Origin of the sequence: Marinobacter sp. LQ44, assembly GCF_001447155.2 — a bacterium.
In the GTDB taxonomy this organism is placed as follows: Bacteria; Pseudomonadota; Gammaproteobacteria; order Pseudomonadales; family Oleiphilaceae; genus Marinobacter.
Genome location: NZ_CP014754.1, coordinates 2,660,651 through 2,680,482 on the forward strand (window position 1 = coordinate 2,660,651; position 19,832 = coordinate 2,680,482).

General features: G+C 59.9%; 17 protein-coding genes and 1 pseudogene. 11 read left to right on the plus strand and 7 right to left on the minus strand.

Translation table 11 applies throughout. The annotated features are described in order from the left end of the window. The first annotated feature begins 103 nt into the window (after positions 1–103). The 3 genes from ASQ50_RS12210 to ASQ50_RS12220 all read left to right on the plus strand — a co-directional run bounded on the left by ASQ50_RS12210 (position 104) and on the right by ASQ50_RS12220 (position 3,287). Complete coding sequence (locus ASQ50_RS12210; RefSeq protein ID WP_058091582.1) at positions 104–484, plus strand: DUF2237 family protein; 381 nt, start codon at positions 104–106, stop codon at positions 482–484. After that, positions 485–2,629 (plus strand): tRNA(Met) cytidine acetyltransferase TmcA, encoded by a 2,145-nt coding sequence (locus tag ASQ50_RS12215; RefSeq protein WP_058091581.1) that lies wholly within the window; start codon positions 485–487, stop codon positions 2,627–2,629. A 70-nt stretch (positions 2,630–2,699) separates the two neighbouring features. Next, complete coding sequence (locus ASQ50_RS12220; RefSeq protein WP_058091580.1) at positions 2,700–3,287, plus strand: ankyrin repeat domain-containing protein; 588 nt, start codon at positions 2,700–2,702, stop codon at positions 3,285–3,287. 10 nt (positions 3,288–3,297) lie between these two features. Here ASQ50_RS12220 and ASQ50_RS12225 read toward each other — a convergent pair whose 3' ends face one another. Further along, positions 3,298–4,401, minus strand: a complete 1,104-nt coding sequence (locus tag ASQ50_RS12225) for an enoyl-CoA hydratase/isomerase family protein (protein ID WP_058091579.1) — start codon at positions 4,399–4,401, stop codon at positions 3,298–3,300. Between the two features lie 225 nt (positions 4,402–4,626). On the opposite strand from ASQ50_RS12225, the gene ASQ50_RS12230 reads away from it, so the two are divergent. After that, a complete protein-coding gene (locus ASQ50_RS12230; protein WP_058091578.1) occupies positions 4,627–4,962 on the plus strand; it encodes a c-type cytochrome in 336 nt (111 codons plus the stop codon). Positions 4,963–4,989: 27 nt separating this feature from the next. Here the strand turns inward: ASQ50_RS12230 and ppnN are convergent, their stop codons facing one another. Then, positions 4,990–6,372, minus strand: a complete 1,383-nt coding sequence (gene ppnN, locus ASQ50_RS12235; RefSeq protein WP_058091577.1) for a nucleotide 5'-monophosphate nucleosidase PpnN — start codon at positions 6,370–6,372, stop codon at positions 4,990–4,992. A gap of 121 nt (positions 6,373–6,493) precedes the next feature. Between ppnN and thiI the strand changes: the two genes are divergently transcribed. Then, positions 6,494–7,948, plus strand: a complete 1,455-nt coding sequence (gene thiI / locus ASQ50_RS12240) for a tRNA uracil 4-sulfurtransferase ThiI (RefSeq protein ID WP_058091576.1) — start codon at positions 6,494–6,496, stop codon at positions 7,946–7,948. Position 7,949: 1 nt separating this feature from the next. Here the strand turns inward: thiI and ASQ50_RS12245 are convergent, their stop codons facing one another. Further along, positions 7,950–8,963, minus strand: coding sequence for a histone deacetylase family protein (locus ASQ50_RS12245; RefSeq protein ID WP_058091575.1), 1,014 nt, complete (start codon positions 8,961–8,963; stop codon positions 7,950–7,952). Positions 8,964–9,158: 195 nt separating this feature from the next. Between ASQ50_RS12245 and ASQ50_RS12250 the strand changes: the two genes are divergently transcribed. Next, a complete protein-coding gene (locus ASQ50_RS12250; protein ID WP_058091574.1) occupies positions 9,159–10,607 on the plus strand; it encodes an NAD-dependent succinate-semialdehyde dehydrogenase in 1,449 nt (482 codons plus the stop codon). A 246-nt stretch (positions 10,608–10,853) separates the two neighbouring features. Then, positions 10,854–13,019: a DNA helicase II gene (uvrD, locus tag ASQ50_RS12255; protein WP_058091573.1), complete on the plus strand. Its 2,166-nt coding sequence runs from the start codon at positions 10,854–10,856 to the stop codon at positions 13,017–13,019. Between the two features lie 149 nt (positions 13,020–13,168). Here the strand turns inward: uvrD and ASQ50_RS12260 are convergent, their stop codons facing one another. The 3 genes and pseudogenes from ASQ50_RS12260 to ASQ50_RS21445 form a co-directional block, all read right to left on the minus strand. Continuing rightward, positions 13,169–13,966 (minus strand): undecaprenyl-diphosphate phosphatase, encoded by a 798-nt coding sequence (locus ASQ50_RS12260; RefSeq protein WP_058091572.1) that lies wholly within the window; start codon positions 13,964–13,966, stop codon positions 13,169–13,171. A 133-nt stretch (positions 13,967–14,099) separates the two neighbouring features. After that, positions 14,100–15,164 carry an ACR3 family arsenite efflux transporter gene (arsB, locus tag ASQ50_RS12265; RefSeq protein ID WP_058091571.1) on the minus strand — a complete coding sequence of 355 codons (1,065 nt, stop codon included), beginning with the start codon at positions 15,162–15,164 and terminating at the stop codon, positions 14,100–14,102. A gap of 9 nt (positions 15,165–15,173) precedes the next feature. Beyond that, positions 15,174–15,263: pseudogene (locus tag ASQ50_RS21445) on the minus strand (arsenical resistance protein ArsH); the annotation flags it as partial. Positions 15,264–15,383: 120 nt separating this feature from the next. Between ASQ50_RS21445 and ASQ50_RS12270 the strand changes: the two are divergent. From ASQ50_RS12270 to arsJ, 3 genes are read left to right on the plus strand one after another with little or no spacing between them, the layout of a single operon-like run. After that, positions 15,384–16,148, plus strand: coding sequence for a metalloregulator ArsR/SmtB family transcription factor (locus ASQ50_RS12270; RefSeq protein ID WP_058091570.1), 765 nt, complete (start codon positions 15,384–15,386; stop codon positions 16,146–16,148). Between the two features lie 45 nt (positions 16,149–16,193). Then, complete coding sequence (locus ASQ50_RS12275) at positions 16,194–17,198, plus strand: ArsJ-associated glyceraldehyde-3-phosphate dehydrogenase (protein ID WP_058091569.1); 1,005 nt, start codon at positions 16,194–16,196, stop codon at positions 17,196–17,198. A 1-nt stretch (position 17,199) separates the two neighbouring features. Then, on the plus strand, positions 17,200–18,393 hold the full coding sequence (gene arsJ / locus ASQ50_RS12280; RefSeq protein ID WP_058091568.1) for an organoarsenical effux MFS transporter ArsJ: 1,194 nt from the start codon (positions 17,200–17,202) through the stop codon (positions 18,391–18,393). 7 nt (positions 18,394–18,400) lie between these two features. Here the strand turns inward: arsJ and ASQ50_RS12285 are convergent, their stop codons facing one another. After that, positions 18,401–19,027, minus strand: coding sequence for an outer membrane beta-barrel protein (locus ASQ50_RS12285; RefSeq protein WP_058091567.1), 627 nt, complete (start codon positions 19,025–19,027; stop codon positions 18,401–18,403). 115 nt (positions 19,028–19,142) lie between these two features. Between ASQ50_RS12285 and ASQ50_RS12290 the strand changes: the two genes are divergently transcribed. Next, positions 19,143–19,814: an SDR family oxidoreductase gene (locus tag ASQ50_RS12290; RefSeq protein ID WP_058091566.1), complete on the plus strand. Its 672-nt coding sequence runs from the start codon at positions 19,143–19,145 to the stop codon at positions 19,812–19,814. The last annotated feature ends 18 nt before the right edge of the window (positions 19,815–19,832 follow it).

Consider the following 19,832-nt stretch of genomic DNA (forward strand, 5'->3'; position numbering starts at 1 on the left):
GCCAGGGATGGCGGAGCCCAAGCGTCACATGGATGTGCCGCAAGGAGCGTGTTTTGGAAAGGTGACCCAAACCCTGTCAACTCCGAAACTGGAAGGCTAGGAAATGCAGAAAACTGAGCAATCGCTAAACGTACTGGGCGAAAAACTGGAAACCTGCGGTAACAATCCGACAACCGGCTTCTACCGCGACGGCTGCTGCAACACCGGCCCCGATGACCTGGGCAACCACACCGTCTGCGCCATCGTCACCGCCGACTTCCTCGAATACTCCAAAGCCCAGGGCAACGACCTCTCCACCCCCAGGCCCGAATTCGGCTTCCCCGGCCTCAAACCCGGCGACAGCTGGTGCCTCTGCGCCGGCCGCTGGCAACAAGCCTTCGAAGCCAACAGTGCCCCGCGGGTCAAACTGCGCGCCACACACCAAAGAGCCCTTGAAGCTTGCGAACTTGCTGACCTAAAAGCCCATGCCGCGGATCTCAGCTGAATGACTGACACAAGCCGGGAGCATCCGACCGCAGACTGGCAAAGCCTGCAAGCCAGGCTCAGAACCATCGGCCACCGCCGCCTGATTCTGGTAGAGGGCTCGCAGGAAAACACCTGCACCTGGATGCACCGGCAACTGTCTCGGATGAATACCAGCCACAGTCTGTGGGTTGGCCGGGCCGAACACGCCGAAGCCGTGGGCCTGCCACACCTTCAGGCCAACCATTACCAGCAATGGCTGGGCCGGGAAACCAGCCTGCTGGTTTGGGACGGCTGGCGCGGCAATCCGCCCGATGCCTTTGCGGCACTGGCAGGCACGCTGCAGGCCGGAGGGTTACTGTTCTGGCTGGTGCCGCCCCTGGATCAGTGGCGTCACTATGCCGATCCGGACTATGCCCGCACCGGCCTTGATCAAGCCGAAGACCATCCATTTGCCGCAAGGCTGGCGATGGTGATCAGTGGCGATACCTCCATCATCCGGGTACAGGCAGACGACTCAGGCTTGATAAACTGGCCGGAATTGCCGGCACATACTGCCGGTTTCACCCCGCAAACTACCGACGAACAGCAACAACTGCTGCAACACCTGGAGCGGTTCGGCCAGGGCCGCCGCCGACGCCCTCTGGTGATTACCGCCGACCGGGGCCGTGGCAAGTCTGCCGCCATGGGCATCGCTGCGGCCCGCCTGCTCCTGGCCGGTCGCGAGCAGGTGCTGGTGACGGCACCTTCCCGGGATAACGTGGATACCCTGTTCAGGCACGCAGTGCTCGAACTTGGCGATGAACTGGCTGAACAGTCGGAATCGGATCTTGTAACCCGTGCAGGCCAGCGTCTGAGCTATATGCCGGTGCCAGAGCTGCTGGCCGCCCGCCCGGCCGCCGAAGTGGTTCTGGTGGACGAAGCTGCCGGCCTGCCGGCGCACTGGTTATGCGACATACTGCTGGGCTGGCCGAGGGTGGCTTTTGCCACCACGGTTCATGGCTATGAAGGCACCGGGCGTGGTTTTGCTATCCGGTTTCGCGAGGTTCTCGACCGGGAAACGCCCCACTGGCGCGGAATCCCGTTACACCAGCCGGTACGCTGGGCTGGTGATGATCCTTTGGAACAGCTGGTGTTCAGGCTGTTTCTGCTGGCCGCCGAGGGTGCGGCAGAGCCCGTGCCGGAGGTTGCTGACGTTGATATCCAGCCCTGGGTACCGGCTGACGCCAGCGAGCAGGAGCTGTCACAGGCTTTTGGTTTACTGGTGGATGCTCACTACCGGACAACGCCGGCAGACTTGCGGCAATGGCTGGATGACCCCGGCGCGCAATCCTGGCGCGCAGTGTACCGGGGGCAAACGGTGGGTGTGCTTTGGGGTACTGTGGAAGGTGGCATTGAAGCAGGGTTGGCCGAGCAGGTAGCGCAGGGCCGTCGTCGGTTGCGCGGCCACCTGCTGGCGCAATCTCTGGCCAGCCATGGTGGCTTTCCGGAAGCGGCCAGCCTGAAAACCCTGAGAGTGGTCCGCATTGCAGTTGTGGAACAGGCCCGCCATCTGGGGATAGGTCGCCAACTGGTGGATGCTGCCGTTGCGGGTTGCCGCGTACAGGGCCTGGATGCGATCGGCACCAGCTTTGGTGGCAACGACCCGTTGGTCAGATTCTGGCAGGCTTGTGACTTTCGGGTGGTTCGTCTGGGGTTGCGCCAGGAAGCGAGCACTGGCGAGTTTCCGGTACAAATGATGTGTGGCCTGTCTGATGCCGGGGCCAGTCTCGAGACGCAACTGAGAACCCGGTTTGCCCGCCACTGGCAAGTGTTGGTTCCTCGCCACTGGTCGCAGCTTGAGCCGGTACTGATGGGCACCCTGGGCGCAGACTTGCCGCCACACACCGGCCCGGATAACGACGATCGGCGGGATCTGCAGAGTTTTGCCCATGGTTTTCGAGGGTTTGAACTGGCCCTGCCGATGCTGCAAGCAGTGAGCGTCGCCCCGGGTGTGATGGCCTGGCTGAGCCGGCAACCGGACTTTCCGTTGTGGTGCCGGGCGGTGCTTCAGGGTTGGTCGTGGGCGGCACTGCAGGCTGCGTTGCTGTGCAGCGGTCAACGGGACGGAGAGCAGCGGCTCCGGGGGTTGGCCTGTCAACTTCTGCAAAACGGGCCGGAGTTGTGAACGGTTCGATTTAATTCTTGCCATCGGCTGCTCAGAATAGCTGCAAAAATCACACAAGAGATTGCTCATTATGGCCAGGGAAGCAGGCAAGGTTGTTCTTCTGTTAGTCACCGTCACATTGGCGATGCTGTCCGGCTGCGCGTCAACGGGCGCTGGAAAAGGCGCAGCCGACATCTCCGGAGACCCGGGCCAGCTAATGGCAGCGGTCAAGGCCGATGAGGACCGGACAGTGCTCAACCTGCTGTCGCAGGGAGTCAGCCCCAATGTTCAGGCCGATGCCGGGGAAAGCCCGCTGATGGTGGCCTCTGCCAATGGTAATCGCCGGATTGTGCGCCTGCTGCTGGCGGCGGGGGCAGAGGTGAATGCCCGGGATGCCCGTGGTTATACCGCCGTTATTCACGCGGCGGAAAACGGCCACCTGGCGGTGGTCAGGGCCTTGCTGGCGGCCGGAGCCAACGTGAATGTCAGCCAGGACGGACAGTCCCTGTTGATGAAAGTGGTGGAAAGTGGCGACTTGCTGACCGCCGAAATGCTGCTGGCGGCCGGGGCCGATGTTCACTTCCGGAGCGCCGATGGTCGCACCGCCCTGGACTTGGCCCGGGCCAGCAACAACCAGGACCTGGAAATGTTGCTGGTTCAGGCGGGCGCTGCGCGGTAGCTGAGCCAGGTTAGTCCAGACCCATCGGGTCGTCGGTATCATCCCACTCCGGCTGGAAGTGCCGCTCGATAACGTCTTCGGGCACATCCGCTACCGACGGGTAGGACCATATCGGCGATCGGTCCTTATCGACCAGCAGCGCGCGAATGCCTTCCACCAGATCGGGGCGGCGCGTGCACTCCTGTGCCATGGCCAGCTCCATTCGGAAAACGTCTTTCAGGGACATTTGCTGAGCTTTGCGCAATTGATTCCACACCAGCCAGGCGGTGACCGGGCAGCCGTGCCGGAGCGTTTTCTGGCACGCTTGCCACCAGGGGTCGTCACTACCGGAAGCCAGCAACTGGTCCACCACCACCGGCAGCTCATCTCCTGCGCTGAGGCGCGCAATGGTCTGTTCGTGTTGCTCCAGGTGGCCGGTCGCCAGACCTCGATAATCCAGAGCTTCCAGTTGGTTGAGCAGCCGGAACAGACGGTTGTCATCTGCAGCGGCTTCACCAGTCCAGCGTTCATCCTGTAACCGCGACAGCAGCGTGTCGGTCTGTGCAGGCTCGATAACCAGGTCTGCCAGGCCCACCCGAAGTGCATCGCTGACGTTGAGCCGCGCTCCGGTCAGGCCCATGAACAGTCCCAGGCGCCCTGGCAGGCGGTTAAGGAACCAGCTGGCACCGACATCCGGAAACAGACCGATGCTGATCTCGGGCATGGCCAGGGTGACATCCGGGGTTACCAGGCGGTAGCGGCAGGCCGATAACAGGCCCAGCCCACCCCCCATGACAATGCCGTGTGCCAGGCCGATGACCGGTTTTGGAAAACGGTGAACGCAGAAGTCCAGGCGGTATTCACGGGTAAAGAAGCGGGCCGGGGCCTCGGCGTCGCCCTGGCCTTTCAGGGCATCGTAGAGAGTACGGATGTTGCCGCCGGCGCAGAATGCGCGGTCACCAGCTCCCCGTAGCACCACCAGGCAGATCCGATCATCCTCGGCCCAGGCATCCAGGGCCTCCTGAGCCTGAATAATCATCTCTTCCGTCAATGCATTCAGGGTATCGGGTGAATTCAGTGTCAGCAGGCCAATATGGCCTTCCCGGCAAGGGAGTTCCTGAACCTCTACAGGCATGAAGTGTCTCTCCGGCAATCACATTGTTCTGTTACAGGTCGCAGTTAGCGGTTTGTTCGTACTGTCCTTTACCCGGTCCGAGAGTAAAAGAGGACCATGGTCGCACGAATGTCCTTGATCTATCACATTTGAGGCAGGGGCCGCCTGTGCTATAAGTGAAACCTGAATTACTGTCCGGCATCATCGCCGGTGAGTGAACGTTAAAACGATGAGAGGGTGAACACAATGAATCTGAAGCACTTCGCAGTTGCTGGTCTGTTTGCGCTGGGCGCAGCCGCTCCGTTTGCGGCTGTTGCGGGCGATGCCGCTGCTGGCAAAGCCAAAGCTGCAGTCTGCGCCGCCTGCCACGGGCAAAACGGTATCTCCCAGATCCCGATGTACCCGAACCTGGCCGGTCAGAAAGAACAGTATTTGGTGGCTTCCATGAAGGCTTACAAGAACGGCCAGCGCCAGGGTGGTCAGGCTCCGGTGATGCAGGCTCAGGCTACTGGCCTGAGCGATGAAGACATCGCCAACCTGGCAGCCTACTACGCCAGCCTGCCGGCTGACGGCGGCAAGTAAGACTTCCTGCTGTGAAAGTGGTGCGGCTCAGGCCGCACCACTGACAATCCGGTAGCAGGGCCGATAGGCCGACGTGCCGGGCAGTTTCATCCGGTTCTGCTCCACAAACTGCTCCAGCATGGCCTCCAGGGGCCGGATCAGCGTCGGATCACCGGCGATCTCAAACGGACCCTTCTCCTGGATCTGCCGGATACCACTCTCTTTGACGTTCCCCGCCACAATACCGCTGAACGCCTTGCGCAGATTTGCTGCCAGCAGGTGCACCGGCTGGTCTCTGTGCAGTTCCAGTGCTCGCATGTTGTCGTGATTCGGTTCAAACGGTAACTGGAACACCGGATCGATCTTCAGCATCCAGTTGAAATAATAGGCATCCTGCATGGCGCGCCGGAAGGTTTCCACGTCTTTCATGCCCTGCTTCATGGTTTGTGCCACCCGGCCAGGGTCATCAATGATGATCTCGTATTTGTTTGCAGCCTCATCACCCAGGGCGTTGCGGATGAACTTGTCGATCATCTCGAAATACTCGGCATTCTCCTTGCGCCCGGTGAAGACGACCGGGAAGGGCAGGTCGGCGTTGTCCGGGTGTAGCAGGATGCCCAGCAGGTACAGAATTTCTTCCGCAGTACCTACGCCACCTGGGAACACGATCACGCCGTGGCCGCAGCGGACAAAGGCCTCCAGGCGTTTTTCAATGTCTGGCATGATCACCAGCTCGTTCACGATTGGGTTTGGGGCTTCGGCGCCGATAATGCCCGGTTCGGTAATGCCGATGTAGCGGCCGTTCTTCACCCGTTGCTTGGCGTGGCCGATGGTGGCCCCCTTCATCGGCCCCTTCATGGCACCAGGCCCACAGCCGGTACAGATGCTGAGCCCGCGCAGGCCCAACTGGTGACCCACATCTTTGCTGTATTGATACTCATCGTGGCTGATGGAGTGGCCGCCCCAGCACACCACGAGATCCGGCTGGCGACCCGCCTGCAGCACCCGGGCGTTGCGCAGAATATGGAACACCAGGTTGGTGATGTCTTCCGGATTGTCCCGGCGGAAACCCGCGACGGTGTTGGGGATGGAATGGCTATATACGATGTCCCGCAACACTGAAAACAGGTGCTCACGGATTGCCCGCAGCATTTCGCCATCCACGAAAGCGTGGCCGGGGGCGTTGATCAGCTCCAGTTTCAGGCCTCGGGGCTGGGGCACCAGGCGAACATCAAAATCGGCGTGGGCCTCCATCAATTCCTTACAGTCGTCGGTTTCAACGCCGGTGTTGAGCACGGCCAGGGCGCACTGGCGGAACAGACGGTACAAGCCACCCTCGCTCTTGTCCTTGAGCCGGTTAACCTCGTGGTTGGAGAGGATTTCGAGGCTGCCCTCCGGGGAAACCAGGGCATTCATGGTGGGTTCGGTCATCGTTGATGGAGCTCCTGATGGTTTCGGCAATGACGGATTTTGAGCCACTCTGGCAAAAGGGTACACTAAGGCCTTTCTGCTTATTACGCTACCCGACGTTATTCCGATCAAAGACTTTTTTATGAAACTGCTTATTCGTCCCGCCCCGGAAGTGGCCATCAAGAGTAAACCCGTTCGCCAGCAGCAAATGCGCCAGTTGCGGCAGAATATTCGTAAGTTGCTGTCCCGGCTGGACCCTGAGATTCGGGTGGACGGCAGTTGGGACCGGGTGGATGTGGAGGTGCCCGATGACCGCAGTCTTGAGGGCCCGGTCATCGATGAGCTGACCCGTATACCGGGGATTTCCACCATCCAGGAAATCGGCGTCTTCCCCTTTGTCGACATGGAGGATATCGGCGAAAAGGCGGTGCAGGCCTACGCAGACCGCCTTGCGGGCAAAACCTTTGCCGTGCGGGCCCGGCGCCATGGCAGTCATTCGTTCCGGTCCATTGATCTTGAACGCTCGGTGGGTGCCGCATTGCTCCAGGCTTCCGATGCCCGGGGCGTTGACCTGAAGAATCCGGACCTGGAAGTGCGGATTGAGCTCAATGAGGAACAGTTCCATATCGCCCATCGCCGCCACGAAGGCCTGGGGGGCTACCCTCTGGGAACCGTGGAAACGGTAATGACCCTGGTGTCTGGGGGTTACGACTCTTCCGTCGCTGCCTACCTGATGATGCGCCGAGGTATCCGCAGCCACTTCCTGTTCTTCAATCTGGGCGGCACCGCCCACGAAGTGGGTGTGCGCCAGGTGGTGCATTACCTTTGGCAGCGGTATGGGGCCTCCCATGGCGTGAAGTTTATTTCGGTACCCTTTGAAGGTGTGGTCGCCGAGATCATGCGGTCAGTGGATCACCGGCATTGGGGTGTGGTACTGAAGCGCCAGATGCTCAAAGCCGCGGCGGAAATTGCCCGGGACTACACTGCGACCGGTCTGGTGATGGGCGATGCCGTCGCCCAGGTGTCCAGCCAGACCCTGACCAACCTGAACGTGGTCGACCGCGCCAGTGACGAGGTGGTGTTACGCCCGCTGATTGCCATGGACAAGCAGGAAATCATCCGCATTGCCAAAGAAATTGGCACCGAGCCCTTCGCCCGGACCATGCCGGAGTACTGCGGGGTTATTTCCAGCAAGCCGGTGACCCGCGCCAAGCTGCATCGGGTTGAGGAAGAAGAAGCCAGCATGAACCCGGAGGTGCTGGCGCAGGCGATCGCCAATCAGCAGGGTACTATGGTCAGCCAGTTACTGGACACCATCACCACCCCGGAAGAAGTGGAGCTGGTGCAGACCCCTGCGGTGGAAGACGTGATCATCGACGTGCGACACCCGTCGGAGGAAGAACGTTCACCACTGACACTGACCAACAACGAGATCCTGAAAATCCCGTTCTACGAACTGAACCAGCAGATTTCTGTTCTGCCGGCCAACCGCCAGTACCTGCTGTACTGTGACCGGGGCACCATGAGCCGGATGCACGCCGGTCACCTGAAGGCGGAAGGGCATGGCAATGTGAAGGTTTACACGCCTGCGGTTTGACTCAGCCCGCCAGGCCCTTGAAAAACTGCTGGACATTCTCGCTGAGGGTGTCCAGATCATACCCGCCTTCCTGCACCACCAGCGTCGGTAGGCCCAGCTGGCGGATGTGGGAGCTTAATCTGCAGAAGCCCTCGGATGTTACCGAGACCTTGGCCTGCGGGTCGTTTTTGTAGATATCAAAGCCCAGGGTCAGGATCAGCGCATCGGGCTGGTACAGCCGGATTGCGGCCAGGGCCTCCTCAACCTTGGCAAAGAAGTCGTCCTCGCTGGCGCCATGGGGCATCGGCATATTGATGTTGTAGCCGTAACCTTCGCCCTCGCCCCGTTCATCCTCGAAACCACTGACCACCGGATAGAAGTTGGTGGGGTCGCCGTGAATGGAGATGTACAGCACGTCGCTGCGGTCGTAGAAAATCTCCTGTATGCCCTGGCCGTGGTGCATGTCGGTATCCAGAATGACGGTACGCGGGAACCGGGTTTTCATGTGCTCAGCGGCAATGGCGGCATTATTCAGATAGCAGAAGCCCCCGGCTGCGTCTTTTCGGGCATGGTGGCCCGGTGGGCGGCACACCGCATAGGAGGTGCGTTCACCCGCAATCAGGGCATCCGCCGCGCCCAGGGCGGTCTGGGCCGACCAATAGGCCGCTTTCCAGGTGTTCTCGCCAATCGGGCAGCTGCCATCCGCCAGATAACAGGCGGCCTCGGCCAGTATGCCGCGCATGGCATTGGGTGAGCGCACGAAGATATTGGACATCACCTCATCGCCCCAGTCCTCGTTTTCCATCCATCGACGATGGGCAGATTCCAGGAAACGAAGGTAGCCCAGGTCGTGCACCTTCGAAATGGGCGCCGCGCCCTGATCGGCCGGCTGAAGAACCGGAATCCCCATCGCCTTCAAGCCTTCCAGCATCTGGCTGGTGCGGTCGGGAACCTCCTGAGGCTGACGCATCTGACCACGGGTGAAATACGTTTTGGGAATATGCAGATCCTGCGCCGGATGAAAAAATGCCTTCATTGAACCGCCTCCTCGGGAGTCTGGAAATACTCTTCCGAGTATAGGCAGTGACACTGAGGGGTCAACGAATCGCCGGCCGCGTTTTTTACACGCTGCCTTTACAGGCCGGCGATCAGCATCCACTATGAAAGACGTTCCAATACACCCGCGCCCCGTCGCACCCGGGCGCACCCAGGTTATTGAAGAGGAGCCGAAATGATCGAGTCACCACTGCTGAAAAACCTGACAGGCTACATCGGTGGGCGCTGGGCCGACAGTGCCGGCGGTAACACCTTTGATGTGTACAATCCAGCCACCGGCGAAGTGATTGCCAAAGTGCCGTCCATGTCAGAGCAGGATGTGCTGGATGCCGTCGAAGCAGGCAAGTCTGCGCTCCGGCTCACCAACCCCTGGCCCATCGAAACCCGGCGCAAGTGGCTGGAAGACATTCGCGATGGTTTGAAAGAGCATCGCGAGGAAATTGGCCGAATCCTGTGCATGGAGCACGGCAAGCCGTTGAAGGAAGCCCAGGGCGAGGTGGACTACGCTGCGGGTTTCTTCGATTACTGCGCCAAACACGTCAACGCCCTGGATGCCCATACCATCCCGGAGAAGCCCAAGGATTGCACCTGGACCGTGCATTACCGGCCCGTTGGCGTGACCGGCCTGATTGTACCCTGGAATTTTCCCATTGGCATGATTGCCAAAAAGCTCTCGGCTGCCCTGGCGGCCGGCTGCCCGTCTGTGATCAAGCCGGCCAGTGAAACGCCGCTGACGATGGTGGCCTTCTTCAGCGTGATGGACAAGCTCGGGTTGCCGGATGGCATGGTCAATCTGGTCATGGGCAAGGCCAGCATGATCGGCAAGGTGCTGTGCGAGCACAAAGACGTGCCGATGCTCAGCTTTACCGGTTCCACCGAAGTGGGGCGCCGGTTGATTCTCGATACGGCGGAGCAGGTGAAAAAACTGGCACTGGAGCTGGGCGGTAATGCACCGTTCATCGTATTCGACGACGCCGACCTGGACGCTGCCGCCGACAACCTGATCGCCAACAAATTCCGTGGTGGTGGCCAGACCTGCGTGTGTGCCAACCGGATTTTCGTGCACGAAAAGGTGGCGGAGGAGTTTGGCCAGAAACTGGCTGAGCGGGTCAACAAGATGACCGTTGGCGATGGCATGAAAGACGGCGTCGACATTGGCCCGCTGGTTAACCAGGCCGGTTTCGACAAGGTCAAACGCCACCTCGAAGATGCCCTGGAGAAAGGCGGCAAACTGGTGGCCGGCAAGCAGCCGGCGGAGTTGGGCAAGGGTCTGTTTTTCCCGCCCACCGTGGTTATGGGCGTCAATCGGGATATGTGTTGTTACCAGGAAGAAACCTTCGGCCCGCTGGTGCCCATGGCTCTGTTCCGCACTGAGGAAGAAGTCATTGATGCCGGTAATGACACCGAGTTCGGCCTGGCGTCCTACGTGTTCACCGCCGATGCCGAGCGTGCCCAGCGAGTCGCCGCCGGCCTGCGCTTTGGTCACGTTGGCTGGAACACTGGAACCGGCCCCACGCCGGAAGCGCCTTTTGGTGGCATGAAAGCCTCCGGTATTGGCCGTGAAGGTGGTCTGGAAGGCCTGTTCGAGTTTGTGGAGGCGCAGACGGTACCCAGAGGTTTCTGATCACGAAGGCTAAGCCCTCACCAAAAGTCTGAGAGCGCAGGGGCAGGCACCTCTCTCCAGGACTGTCTGTGGCCATGTATGGCCTCAGTCAAGCGCACAGGGAAGTGCTTGTAGCGTGTCCTGGAGAGAGGTGCCTGCCCCTGTGCGATGCCCCGCACCTAGAGGGCCCCCGCTTGCAAAGAAATCCCCGTTTTCTCCTGCTATACTCCATCTCCTGTTTATTTAACCAGTAAAAAGCCAGGTGCTATGGACGTTTCCCACATTATCGACCCCCTGAACGACGCCCAGCGCGAGGCCGTTACCGCCCAGAACGATCACCTGCTGGTACTGGCTGGCGCGGGCAGTGGTAAAACCCGGGTGCTGGTGCACCGCATTGCCTGGCTGATGACGGTAGACCGGGTGCCGCCCACCGGCATCCTGGCGGTCACCTTTACCAACAAGGCCGCCAAGGAAATGCGTTACCGCATCGAGGAGATGATGAATATTCCCTCCCGCGGGTTATGGTTCGGTACTTTTCACGGCATTGCCCACCGCCTGTTGCGTTCCCACTGGAAAGACGCCGGCCTGCCGGAGAATTTCCAGGTGCTGGACAGTGACGACCAGCTGCGCATGGTCAAGCGGGTGATGCGGGAGTTCCAGATTGATGAAAGCCAGTGGCCGCCCAAGCAGGCCCAGTGGTTTATCAACAGCCAGAAAGACGAAGGCCTGCGCGCGGATCACATCCAGGAAAACCCGGGCGACCATTTCGCCAGCACCATGCTCAAGATTTACCGCCAGTACGAAAAGCTCTGCCAGCAGGGCGGCTTGGTGGATTTTGGTGAGCTGCTGTTGCGCTCCCACGAGTTGTGGCTACATCGCCCGGAATTGTTGAAGCATTACCAGCAGCGTTTTCAGCACATTCTGGTGGACGAGTTCCAGGACACCAACACCATTCAATACGCCTGGCTGCAGGTGCTGGCCAGCAACCGGGTGCCGCTGACCGTGGTGGGTGATGACGACCAGTCCATTTACGGCTGGCGTGGCGCCAAGATTGAGAACATCCAGCAGTACCAGCGGGACTTTCCCAATGCCCGGCTGGTCAGACTGGAGCAGAACTACCGATCCACCCAGATGATCCTGAAGGCCGCCAACTCGGTGATCGCCAACAACCAGGGCCGTTTGGGCAAGGAATTGTGGACCGACGGCCCGGATGGCGAGCCCATCAGCCTGTACGCCGCGTTCAACGAGCAGGATGAAGCCAACTACATCGCCGATTCCATCAATGCCTGGGTTAACGACGGCAATCTGCGCAGCGAATCCGCCATCCTGTATCGCTCCAATGCGCAATCCCGTGTGCTGGAAGAGGCGCTGATGCGCCAGGGTATTCCTTACCGGGTATACGGCGGCCTGCGCTTCTATGATCGCCAGGAAATCCGCAACGCCCTGGCGTACTTGCGCCTGGTGCAGTACCACCGGGACGACGCCGCCTTTGAACGGGTAGTAAACATTCCCACCCGGGGCATCGGAGCCAAGAGCCTGGCGGAATTGCGGGAATACGCCACCGAGCAAGGCATTTCCCTGTGGGAATCCGCCGAGCGCCTACTGGCGGCGGGCCAGGTCAAAGGCCGGGCGAAAACCGGTTTGCAGTCGTTTATGGAGATCATCAACGGCTTGTCTGAAATGGTTGGTGAGGCGTCATTGCAGGGCCTGATGAAACAGGCCATCGAAGCCAGTGGCCTGAAGGACTACCACGCCAGCGAAAAAGGCGAGAAGGGCCAGGCGAGGGTAGAGAACCTGGAAGAACTGGTGAACGCGCTGTCGGATTTCGAGGTGGAAGACGGTGTCGATCCGCTGGCGGAATTCATCGCCCAGGCCGCGCTGGATGCGGGCGAAGCCCAGGCCGATGCCCATGAAGACAGCGTGCAGTTGATGACTCTGCACTCTGCCAAGGGCCTGGAATTCCCGCTGGTGTTCCTGGCGGGTGTTGAGGAAGGTTTGTTCCCCCACAGTATGTCACTGGAAGAACCGGGGCGCATGGAAGAGGAGCGGCGGCTGGCCTATGTGGGCATTACCCGGGCGATGAAAAAGCTGGTGCTTACTTACGCGGAATCCCGCCGTTTGTACGGGCAGGAGAAGTTCCATGCGTTGTCGCGGTTTGTGCGGGAGATTCCGGCGGATTGCCTGCAGGAAGTGCGGTTGCGCAATACGGTGACGCGCCCGGCGATGGTCGGTCGTCCGAATGAGAGCATGTTCAGCCAGGATTCGGCCCAGCAGTCCGGTTTCAGCCTCGGCCAGCGCGTTCGTCATCCGAAGTTTGGTGAGGGCATCGTGATGAACTCCGAGGGGACCGGGCACCATACTCGCGTGCAGGTGAACTTTGATGAGGGGGCCAAGTGGCTGGTGTTGGCTTATGCTCCGTTGGAAGCCTGCTAGTTCAGGAGTGTCGCACAGGGTTGGGTAGGCCTTTCCAAAACACGCTCCTTCGGCACATCCATGTGACGCTTGGGCTCCGCCATCCATGGCTCCGCACAGTTTTGGAAAGGCCTACCCAACCCTGCGCCCCAGCAATGTGTTGGCCGCCGTTACATCAGAACCGCGTAAATCACACCCGCCAATGCGATGCGGTAGAGAACATAGGGCCACATGCCTACCTTGTTCAACCACTTCAGGAAGAAGTGGATGGCGGTAATGGCGGTGATGAACGACGTAACACCACCCACCAGAAAACCGCTCCAGTCGACAATCACATCCGATGAAGCCACATCCAGCAATTTAACCGCAGACGCCAGCGTGATAATTGGAATCGCGAGTAAAAACGAGAACCGGGACGCCGTCTCCCGGGACAGGCCCAGGAACAGGCCAGCAGTGATGGTGGCGCCGGAACGGGAAGTGCCGGGAATCAGGGCCAGGGCCTGGGCGCAGCCGACCAGAACGGCGTCTTTCCAGGTCAGGGAGTCCATCGTGCGCCCCTTGTTGGGACGCCAGTCAGCCCAGCCCAACAGCAAGCCGAAAATCAGGGTGGTGAAGAACATCACCTCCACCGCCCGCAATTCGTTGTCGATCATGTCCAGCAGGGCCAGGCCAGCCAGACCCGCGGGGATGGTGCCGATTACCAGAAACCACGCCAGGTTGCCCTGGCCAATCATCCGTCGCTGGCTCAGGGAGAGCAGGCCGTCCCGGGTGATGCTGAACACGTCCCGGCGAAAGTAGATCACCACGGCCAGCAGCGTACCCACGTGGACGGACAAGTCGAAGCCAACGCCCTGGTCGGTCCAGTCAAAAAAGGCGGGTACAAGGATCAGGTGGCCGGAGCTGGAGATCGGAAGAAACTCGGTCAAGCCTTGGAGAAGGCCGAGGAATAATGCCTGAAAAAAATCCATGTTGTCCTGTCCGTCTGCTGGGAGAAGCCCCTCCCGGTTTACCAGCGGGCGATAGTATCAGGCGCGGGCGGGGCTGAACAGGCAGTTGAGATTACCCGCAGGACAGGCGTCGCGCGGGCAGGTTTCCGTTCGATCAGGCAGGAAAGTGGCCTCGGGTCTTGTTGGCAATGCGCACCAGCATGAGCATCAGCGGTACTTCCACCAGCACACCAACCACCGTGGCCAGCGCTGCGCCGGACTGCAAGCCGAACAGCGCTATGGCGGCGGCCACCGCCAGTTCAAAGAAGTTGCTGGCACCGATCATGGCGCCGGGTGCAGCAATACAGTGGCGTACCTTCCACAATTTTGCCCAGCCGTAGGCAATAAAGAAGATCAGCACGGTCTGGATGATCAGCGGCACGGCAATCAGGGCAATGTGCAGCGGGTTTTCCAGAATAACCTCTCCCTGGAACGCGAACAGCAGTACCAGTGTGACGATCAGGGCCGCCGGAGTCACCGGGCCGAGCCGTTTCATGAACACCTCGTCGTACCAGCGCTGGCCTTGGCGTGCGATCAGGGTTCGGCGGGTCAGGTAGCCGGCGGTGAGCGGAATCACGATGTACAACACGACTGAGAGAATGACTGTATCCCAAGGCACCTGGATGTCAGAAATACCCAGCAGGAACACGACAATTGGCGCAAAGGCAAACAGCATGATGATGTCGTTCAGGGACACTTGCACCAGGGTGTAGGCGGCGTCACCACGGGTCAGGTAACTCCAGACAAACACCATGGCGGTGCAGGGTGCGGCACCCAGCAGGATAGCGCCGGCCAGGTATTCGCTCGCCAGCTCGGGGGCAATGAATGGCTCGAACACCACTATCAGGAAGAACCAGGCGATGGCAAACATGGTGAAAGGCTTGATCAGCCAGTTCACCGTAGTGGTGATGGCCAGCCCCTTGGGCTCTTTGCGCACCCCGACAATGGCGCTGAAATCAATTTGGGCCATCATTGGGAAGATCATTGCCCAGATCAGGATAGCGATGGGGATGGATACCTGTGCGTATTCAAACCGGGACAGGGTTTCCGGCACGGAGGGCGCCAGTTGGCCCAGCGCTACGCCGGCAATAATCGCCAGGGCTACCCAGACAGACAGATAGCGCCCGAAAATCCCCATGCCGCTGGATGAGGCTTCCGCGGCCAGTTCGTTACTGCTCATAGCACTTCCTTAAATGGAACGTTGGTTCACGCGCTTGGACAATTGTTCTGCACTTTCCCTGCGCTCGGAATAACGATCGGTCAGATAGTCGCTGCGGTCGTGCCGTGCTGGGCTGACTGGGGTTTCATGATTCCGGTTTCGTCCTTTACGACATCATCTTGTCACACTATTATGCATAAAATTAGATATTCGAAAAAACGTATATTTGGGGGTGTGGATATGAAGCGCCGAGTTCTGTTTATCTGTACCGCAAACAGTGCCCGTTCCATCATGGCAGAGGCCTTGCTGCGGCACATGGCCGGAGATCAGTTTGAAGTGGCCAGCGCCGGCACCCAGCCCACAGAGCCGCATCCGCTGGCGCTGCAGGTATTGTCCGAGGCCGGTATTGCCACCGAAGGGCTGTATAGCAAACAGCTGGCCGAGCTGAAGGGTCAGTACTGGGATTACGTGATCACCCTGTGTGAAAAAGCCGCCCGGGAATGCACCGCCGCTTGCCAGGGTGCGCAGCAGATTGCCTGGGACTTTCCGGACCCGGCAGAGACCAACCGCCACGCTACGTTTGCCCTGACGTTGAAAGAGCTGAAGGAGCGCCTTGGCCTCTTTACCCTGGTGCACCAGAAAGAAACCGGCCTGAAACCCGCCGACTACAGCCCGGTTGCGATCTTCAAGGCCATGGCCGACGACCTGCGCCTGGCCGCCCTGTTACTGATCAAGGATCAGGAAAAACTGTGCGTATGTGAGCTGACCGAAGCCTTCGAGGTGTCGCAACCCAAAGTCAGCCGTCACCTGGCGAGCCTGCGGGATGCCGGGCTTCTGGAAACCGAGCGTCGTGGCCAATGGGTCTATTATTACCTTAACCCCCGGCTACCGGCCTGGGTGGCGCGGGTGCTGGATGAGACCGCTCAGAGTAACAGGGCATTGATTGAGCGCCCCCTGGCGCAATTGCAGGCGATGGCAGACCGGCCTGTTGTGCAGTGCCCCTGATCATTTCATAAATACACGGATTGCGAACGTCGCAAGGAGATCACGATGAGCAAGATCAAAGTAGGTATTAACGGATTTGGACGCATTGGCCGGCTGGCGCTGCGGGCTGCCTGGGACTGGCCGGAACTGGAGTTCGTTGCCATCAATGACCCGGGAGCAGGTGCGGCAAGCCTCGCGCACCTGCTGAATTTCGACAGTATCCATGGCCGCTGGAGCCATGAAGCCAGTGCCGATGGCGACGACATGGTGATTGAAGGACAGCGCCTGCGCGTTACCCGAAACCGGGCCATTTCGGACACCGACTGGTCGGGCTGTGATCTGGTGATTGAAGCCAGCGGCGTGAACAAGAAAGTCGAGGTTTTGCAGGCCTACCTGGACCAGGGGGTGAAGCGGGTGGTCGTCACCGCGCCGGTAAAGGAAGCGGGCGCCAAGAACATTGTGATGGGGGTGAACGAACACATCTTCGACCCGGCCACCGATCGGATTATCACCGCGGCCTCTTGCACCACCAACTGCCTGGCCCCGGTGGTCAAAGTGATCCATGAGAAACTGGGCATCAAGCACGGGTCCATCACCACCATTCACAGCCTGACCAACACCCAGACCATCATCGATGCGCCCCACAAGGATCTGCGCCGGGCCCGGGCCTGTGGCAGTTCACTGATTCCCACCAGTACCGGTTCTGCGACCGCGATTATCGAGATCTTTCCGGAGCTCAAGGGCCGGCTGGACGGCCACGCGGTGCGGATTCCGCTCACCAACGCGTCACTGACCGACTGTGTTTTCGAAGTGGAAAAGCCCACGGACGTGGAGACGGTTAACAGGCTGCTGAAAGAAGCCGCCGAGGGCGAGCTGAAAGACATTCTGGGCTATGAAGAGCGTCCACTGGTGTCCATCGATTACAAAACCGATCCCCGTTCATCCATCGTTGATGCGCTGTCCACGTTGGTTATCAACGGCACCCAGGTGAAGATCTACGCCTGGTACGACAACGAGTGGGGTTATGCCAACCGTACCGCCGAGCTGGCGCGCAAGGTGGGCCTGGCCTGATATGAATGCCGCCATTCGCCAGTACCTGGTCATCACCGGCAACTACTGGGCCTTCACTCTCACGGATGGAGCCCTGCGGATGCTGGTGGTACTGCATTTCCACCAGCTGGGTTATTCACCCCTGGAAATTGCCCTGTTGTTCATCTTCTACGAGTTCTTCGGGGTGGTAACCAACCTGGTGGGCGGTTATCTGGGGGCCCGTATGGGCCTGAACCGTACCATGAACATCGGGCTGTTCCTGCAGATTGTGGCGCTGGCCATGCTGGCGGTACCGTCGACCATGTTGACGGTCGTCTGGGTGATGGTTGCCCAGGCGCTGTCTGGTATCGCCAAAGACCTCAACAAGATGTCCGCCAAGAGCGGCATCAAATTGCTGGTGCCGGATGAGCAACAGGGCACCTTGTACAAGTGGGTGGCCATTCTCACCGGCTCCAAGAACACCCTTAAAGGGGTAGGTTTCTTCCTGGGTGGCGTGCTGCTAATGGCGGCCGGCTTTACAGGTGCCGTGGTGATCATGGCGGTGGCTCTGGGGCTGGTATGGCTGGCCAGCCTGTTCCTGCTTAAACAGGAGCTGGGCAAGAGCAAGGCCAAGCCCAAGTTCACCGATATTCTGTCCAAGAGCCGGGCGATTAACGTGCTGTCTGCCGCGCGGATGTTCCTGTTTGGTGCCCGGGATGTGTGGTTTGTGGTGGCGTTGCCGGTGTACCTGCACACCGTATTTGGCTGGGACCACTGGAAAGTGGGCGGCTTTATGGCCAGCTGGATCATCGGCTATGGCTTTATCCAGACCATAGCCCCCAGGATTACCGGCAATATGGAAGGCAAGAAACCGGCGGTACTCTGGGCGGCGTTTCTGGCGCTTATTCCGGCAGCCATTGCCAGTGGCCTGATGGCGGGCTGGTCGCAACAGGTGGTCATTGTCGGGGGCTTGTTGCTGTTCGGCGTGCTGTTTGCCATCAACTCCTCCCTGCACAGCTACCTGATCGTCAGCTACGCCCGGGGCGACGGCGTGTCGCTGGATGTGGGGTTCTATTACATGTCCAACGCTGCCGGCCGGTTGTTAGGTACCATCCTGTCCGGTTGGGTGTATCAGGTGTATGGGTTGGAGGCCTGTTTGTGGATTTCGGCGGGGCTGGTTGCTATGGCGGCTTCGCTATCAATGCTGCTGCCTGAGCGGCGACAGGTGATGGCCTGAGCGGGTACTAAAAACGTACCACCAGGCCAGCACTGGCTTCTACCTGCAGGTATCCGCTGCTGCGGAACTTGAGCTCACATCCCCCGGAGCAGAACACCGAGCCACCGGAATCCAGGGCGGTGTAGACACCCCGCAGGTCCAGTCGCAGGCGCAATTGTTCACTCAGGAAAAACTGGTAGCCGCCGCCGAGCGACAGGGCGGCTCGGTGGTGGGTGTCGTAACTGGAATCGTCCGGCTCTAGCCGGGTAACGCCCAGCACGCCGGAGACAAACCCGCCATAGGTTTTACCGCCCGGAAAGTAGAGCCCGCCAAACTGCAGCTGGTAGATGGTCAGGTCGATGGACCGGGTGCCCGGTGCGAATAACCCGTTGTCCAGCCTAGCCGAGGTGCTTTGTCGGCCAAAGTAGAGCTCGCCCTGTTTGCCGGCTTCCGGCAGGTCGAAGTTGACCACCAGCCCATGGCTGACGGAATCGCGAAAGCGGATCTGGTCATCGGTGCTGGCGCCGGCCGTCTCGATATCCACCGAGCCACCCATGCGATAACCGGCAAACGGTGACAAACCGATGTCTGCCGCTGCCGGTGATGAGGCCAGCGCCAGGGTGAGTGTGACAGCGGTGAGGGTTCGAATGTTCATGGGCGCCGATACTCTGCGGTGGGTTACTGGCAAGATGGTGTGCAATGGTGTAACCATTACAGATTCGGCAGACCCTGCCAATAGGGCTGAACAAACCGTGTAAAAGGGAGGTGTTATGTCTGAACCCCAAGTGGTTGTGATTACCGGTGCCAACCGTGGCATTGGCCTGGAACTGGCCCGGCATTACGCGCGGGAGGGCTGTGAGGTGATCGGCGTATGCCGGCAGTCCTCGGACGAGCTGGCTAAGGTTGCGAATCAGGTGATTGATGGGGTGGATGTCACCACCGATGCCGGTATTGACGCGCTCAAAACCGGCCTTGCGGGCAAGTCCATCAGCCTGCTGATCAACAACGCCGGGCTGTTGCAGGATGAACAGCTGGGCAGTATCGATTTCGATTCCATCCGCACCCAGATGGAAATCAACGCCTACGCACCCCTCAGGGTCACCGAAGCCCTGGTGCCGCAAATCCGTGAAGGCGGCAAGATCGCCAACATCACCAGCCGCATGGGTTCCATTGCTGACAACGACTCCGGCGGCCGCTACGGCTATCGTGCCTCCAAGGCGGCCCTCAACGCTTTTGGCAAATCACTGGCCGTGGACCTGAAACCGCGGGGCATTGCGGTGGCTCAGTTACATCCCGGTTATGTGAAGACCCGAATGGTGAATTTTGGTGGTTTGATCACTCCGGAAGAGTCCGCCAAAGGGCTGGCCGAGCGTATTGCCAACCTGAACCTGGAGAACTCCGGTTCGTTCTGGCACAGCAACGGTGAGGAACTGCCCTGGTGAGCCGGGGCTACCGGGCAC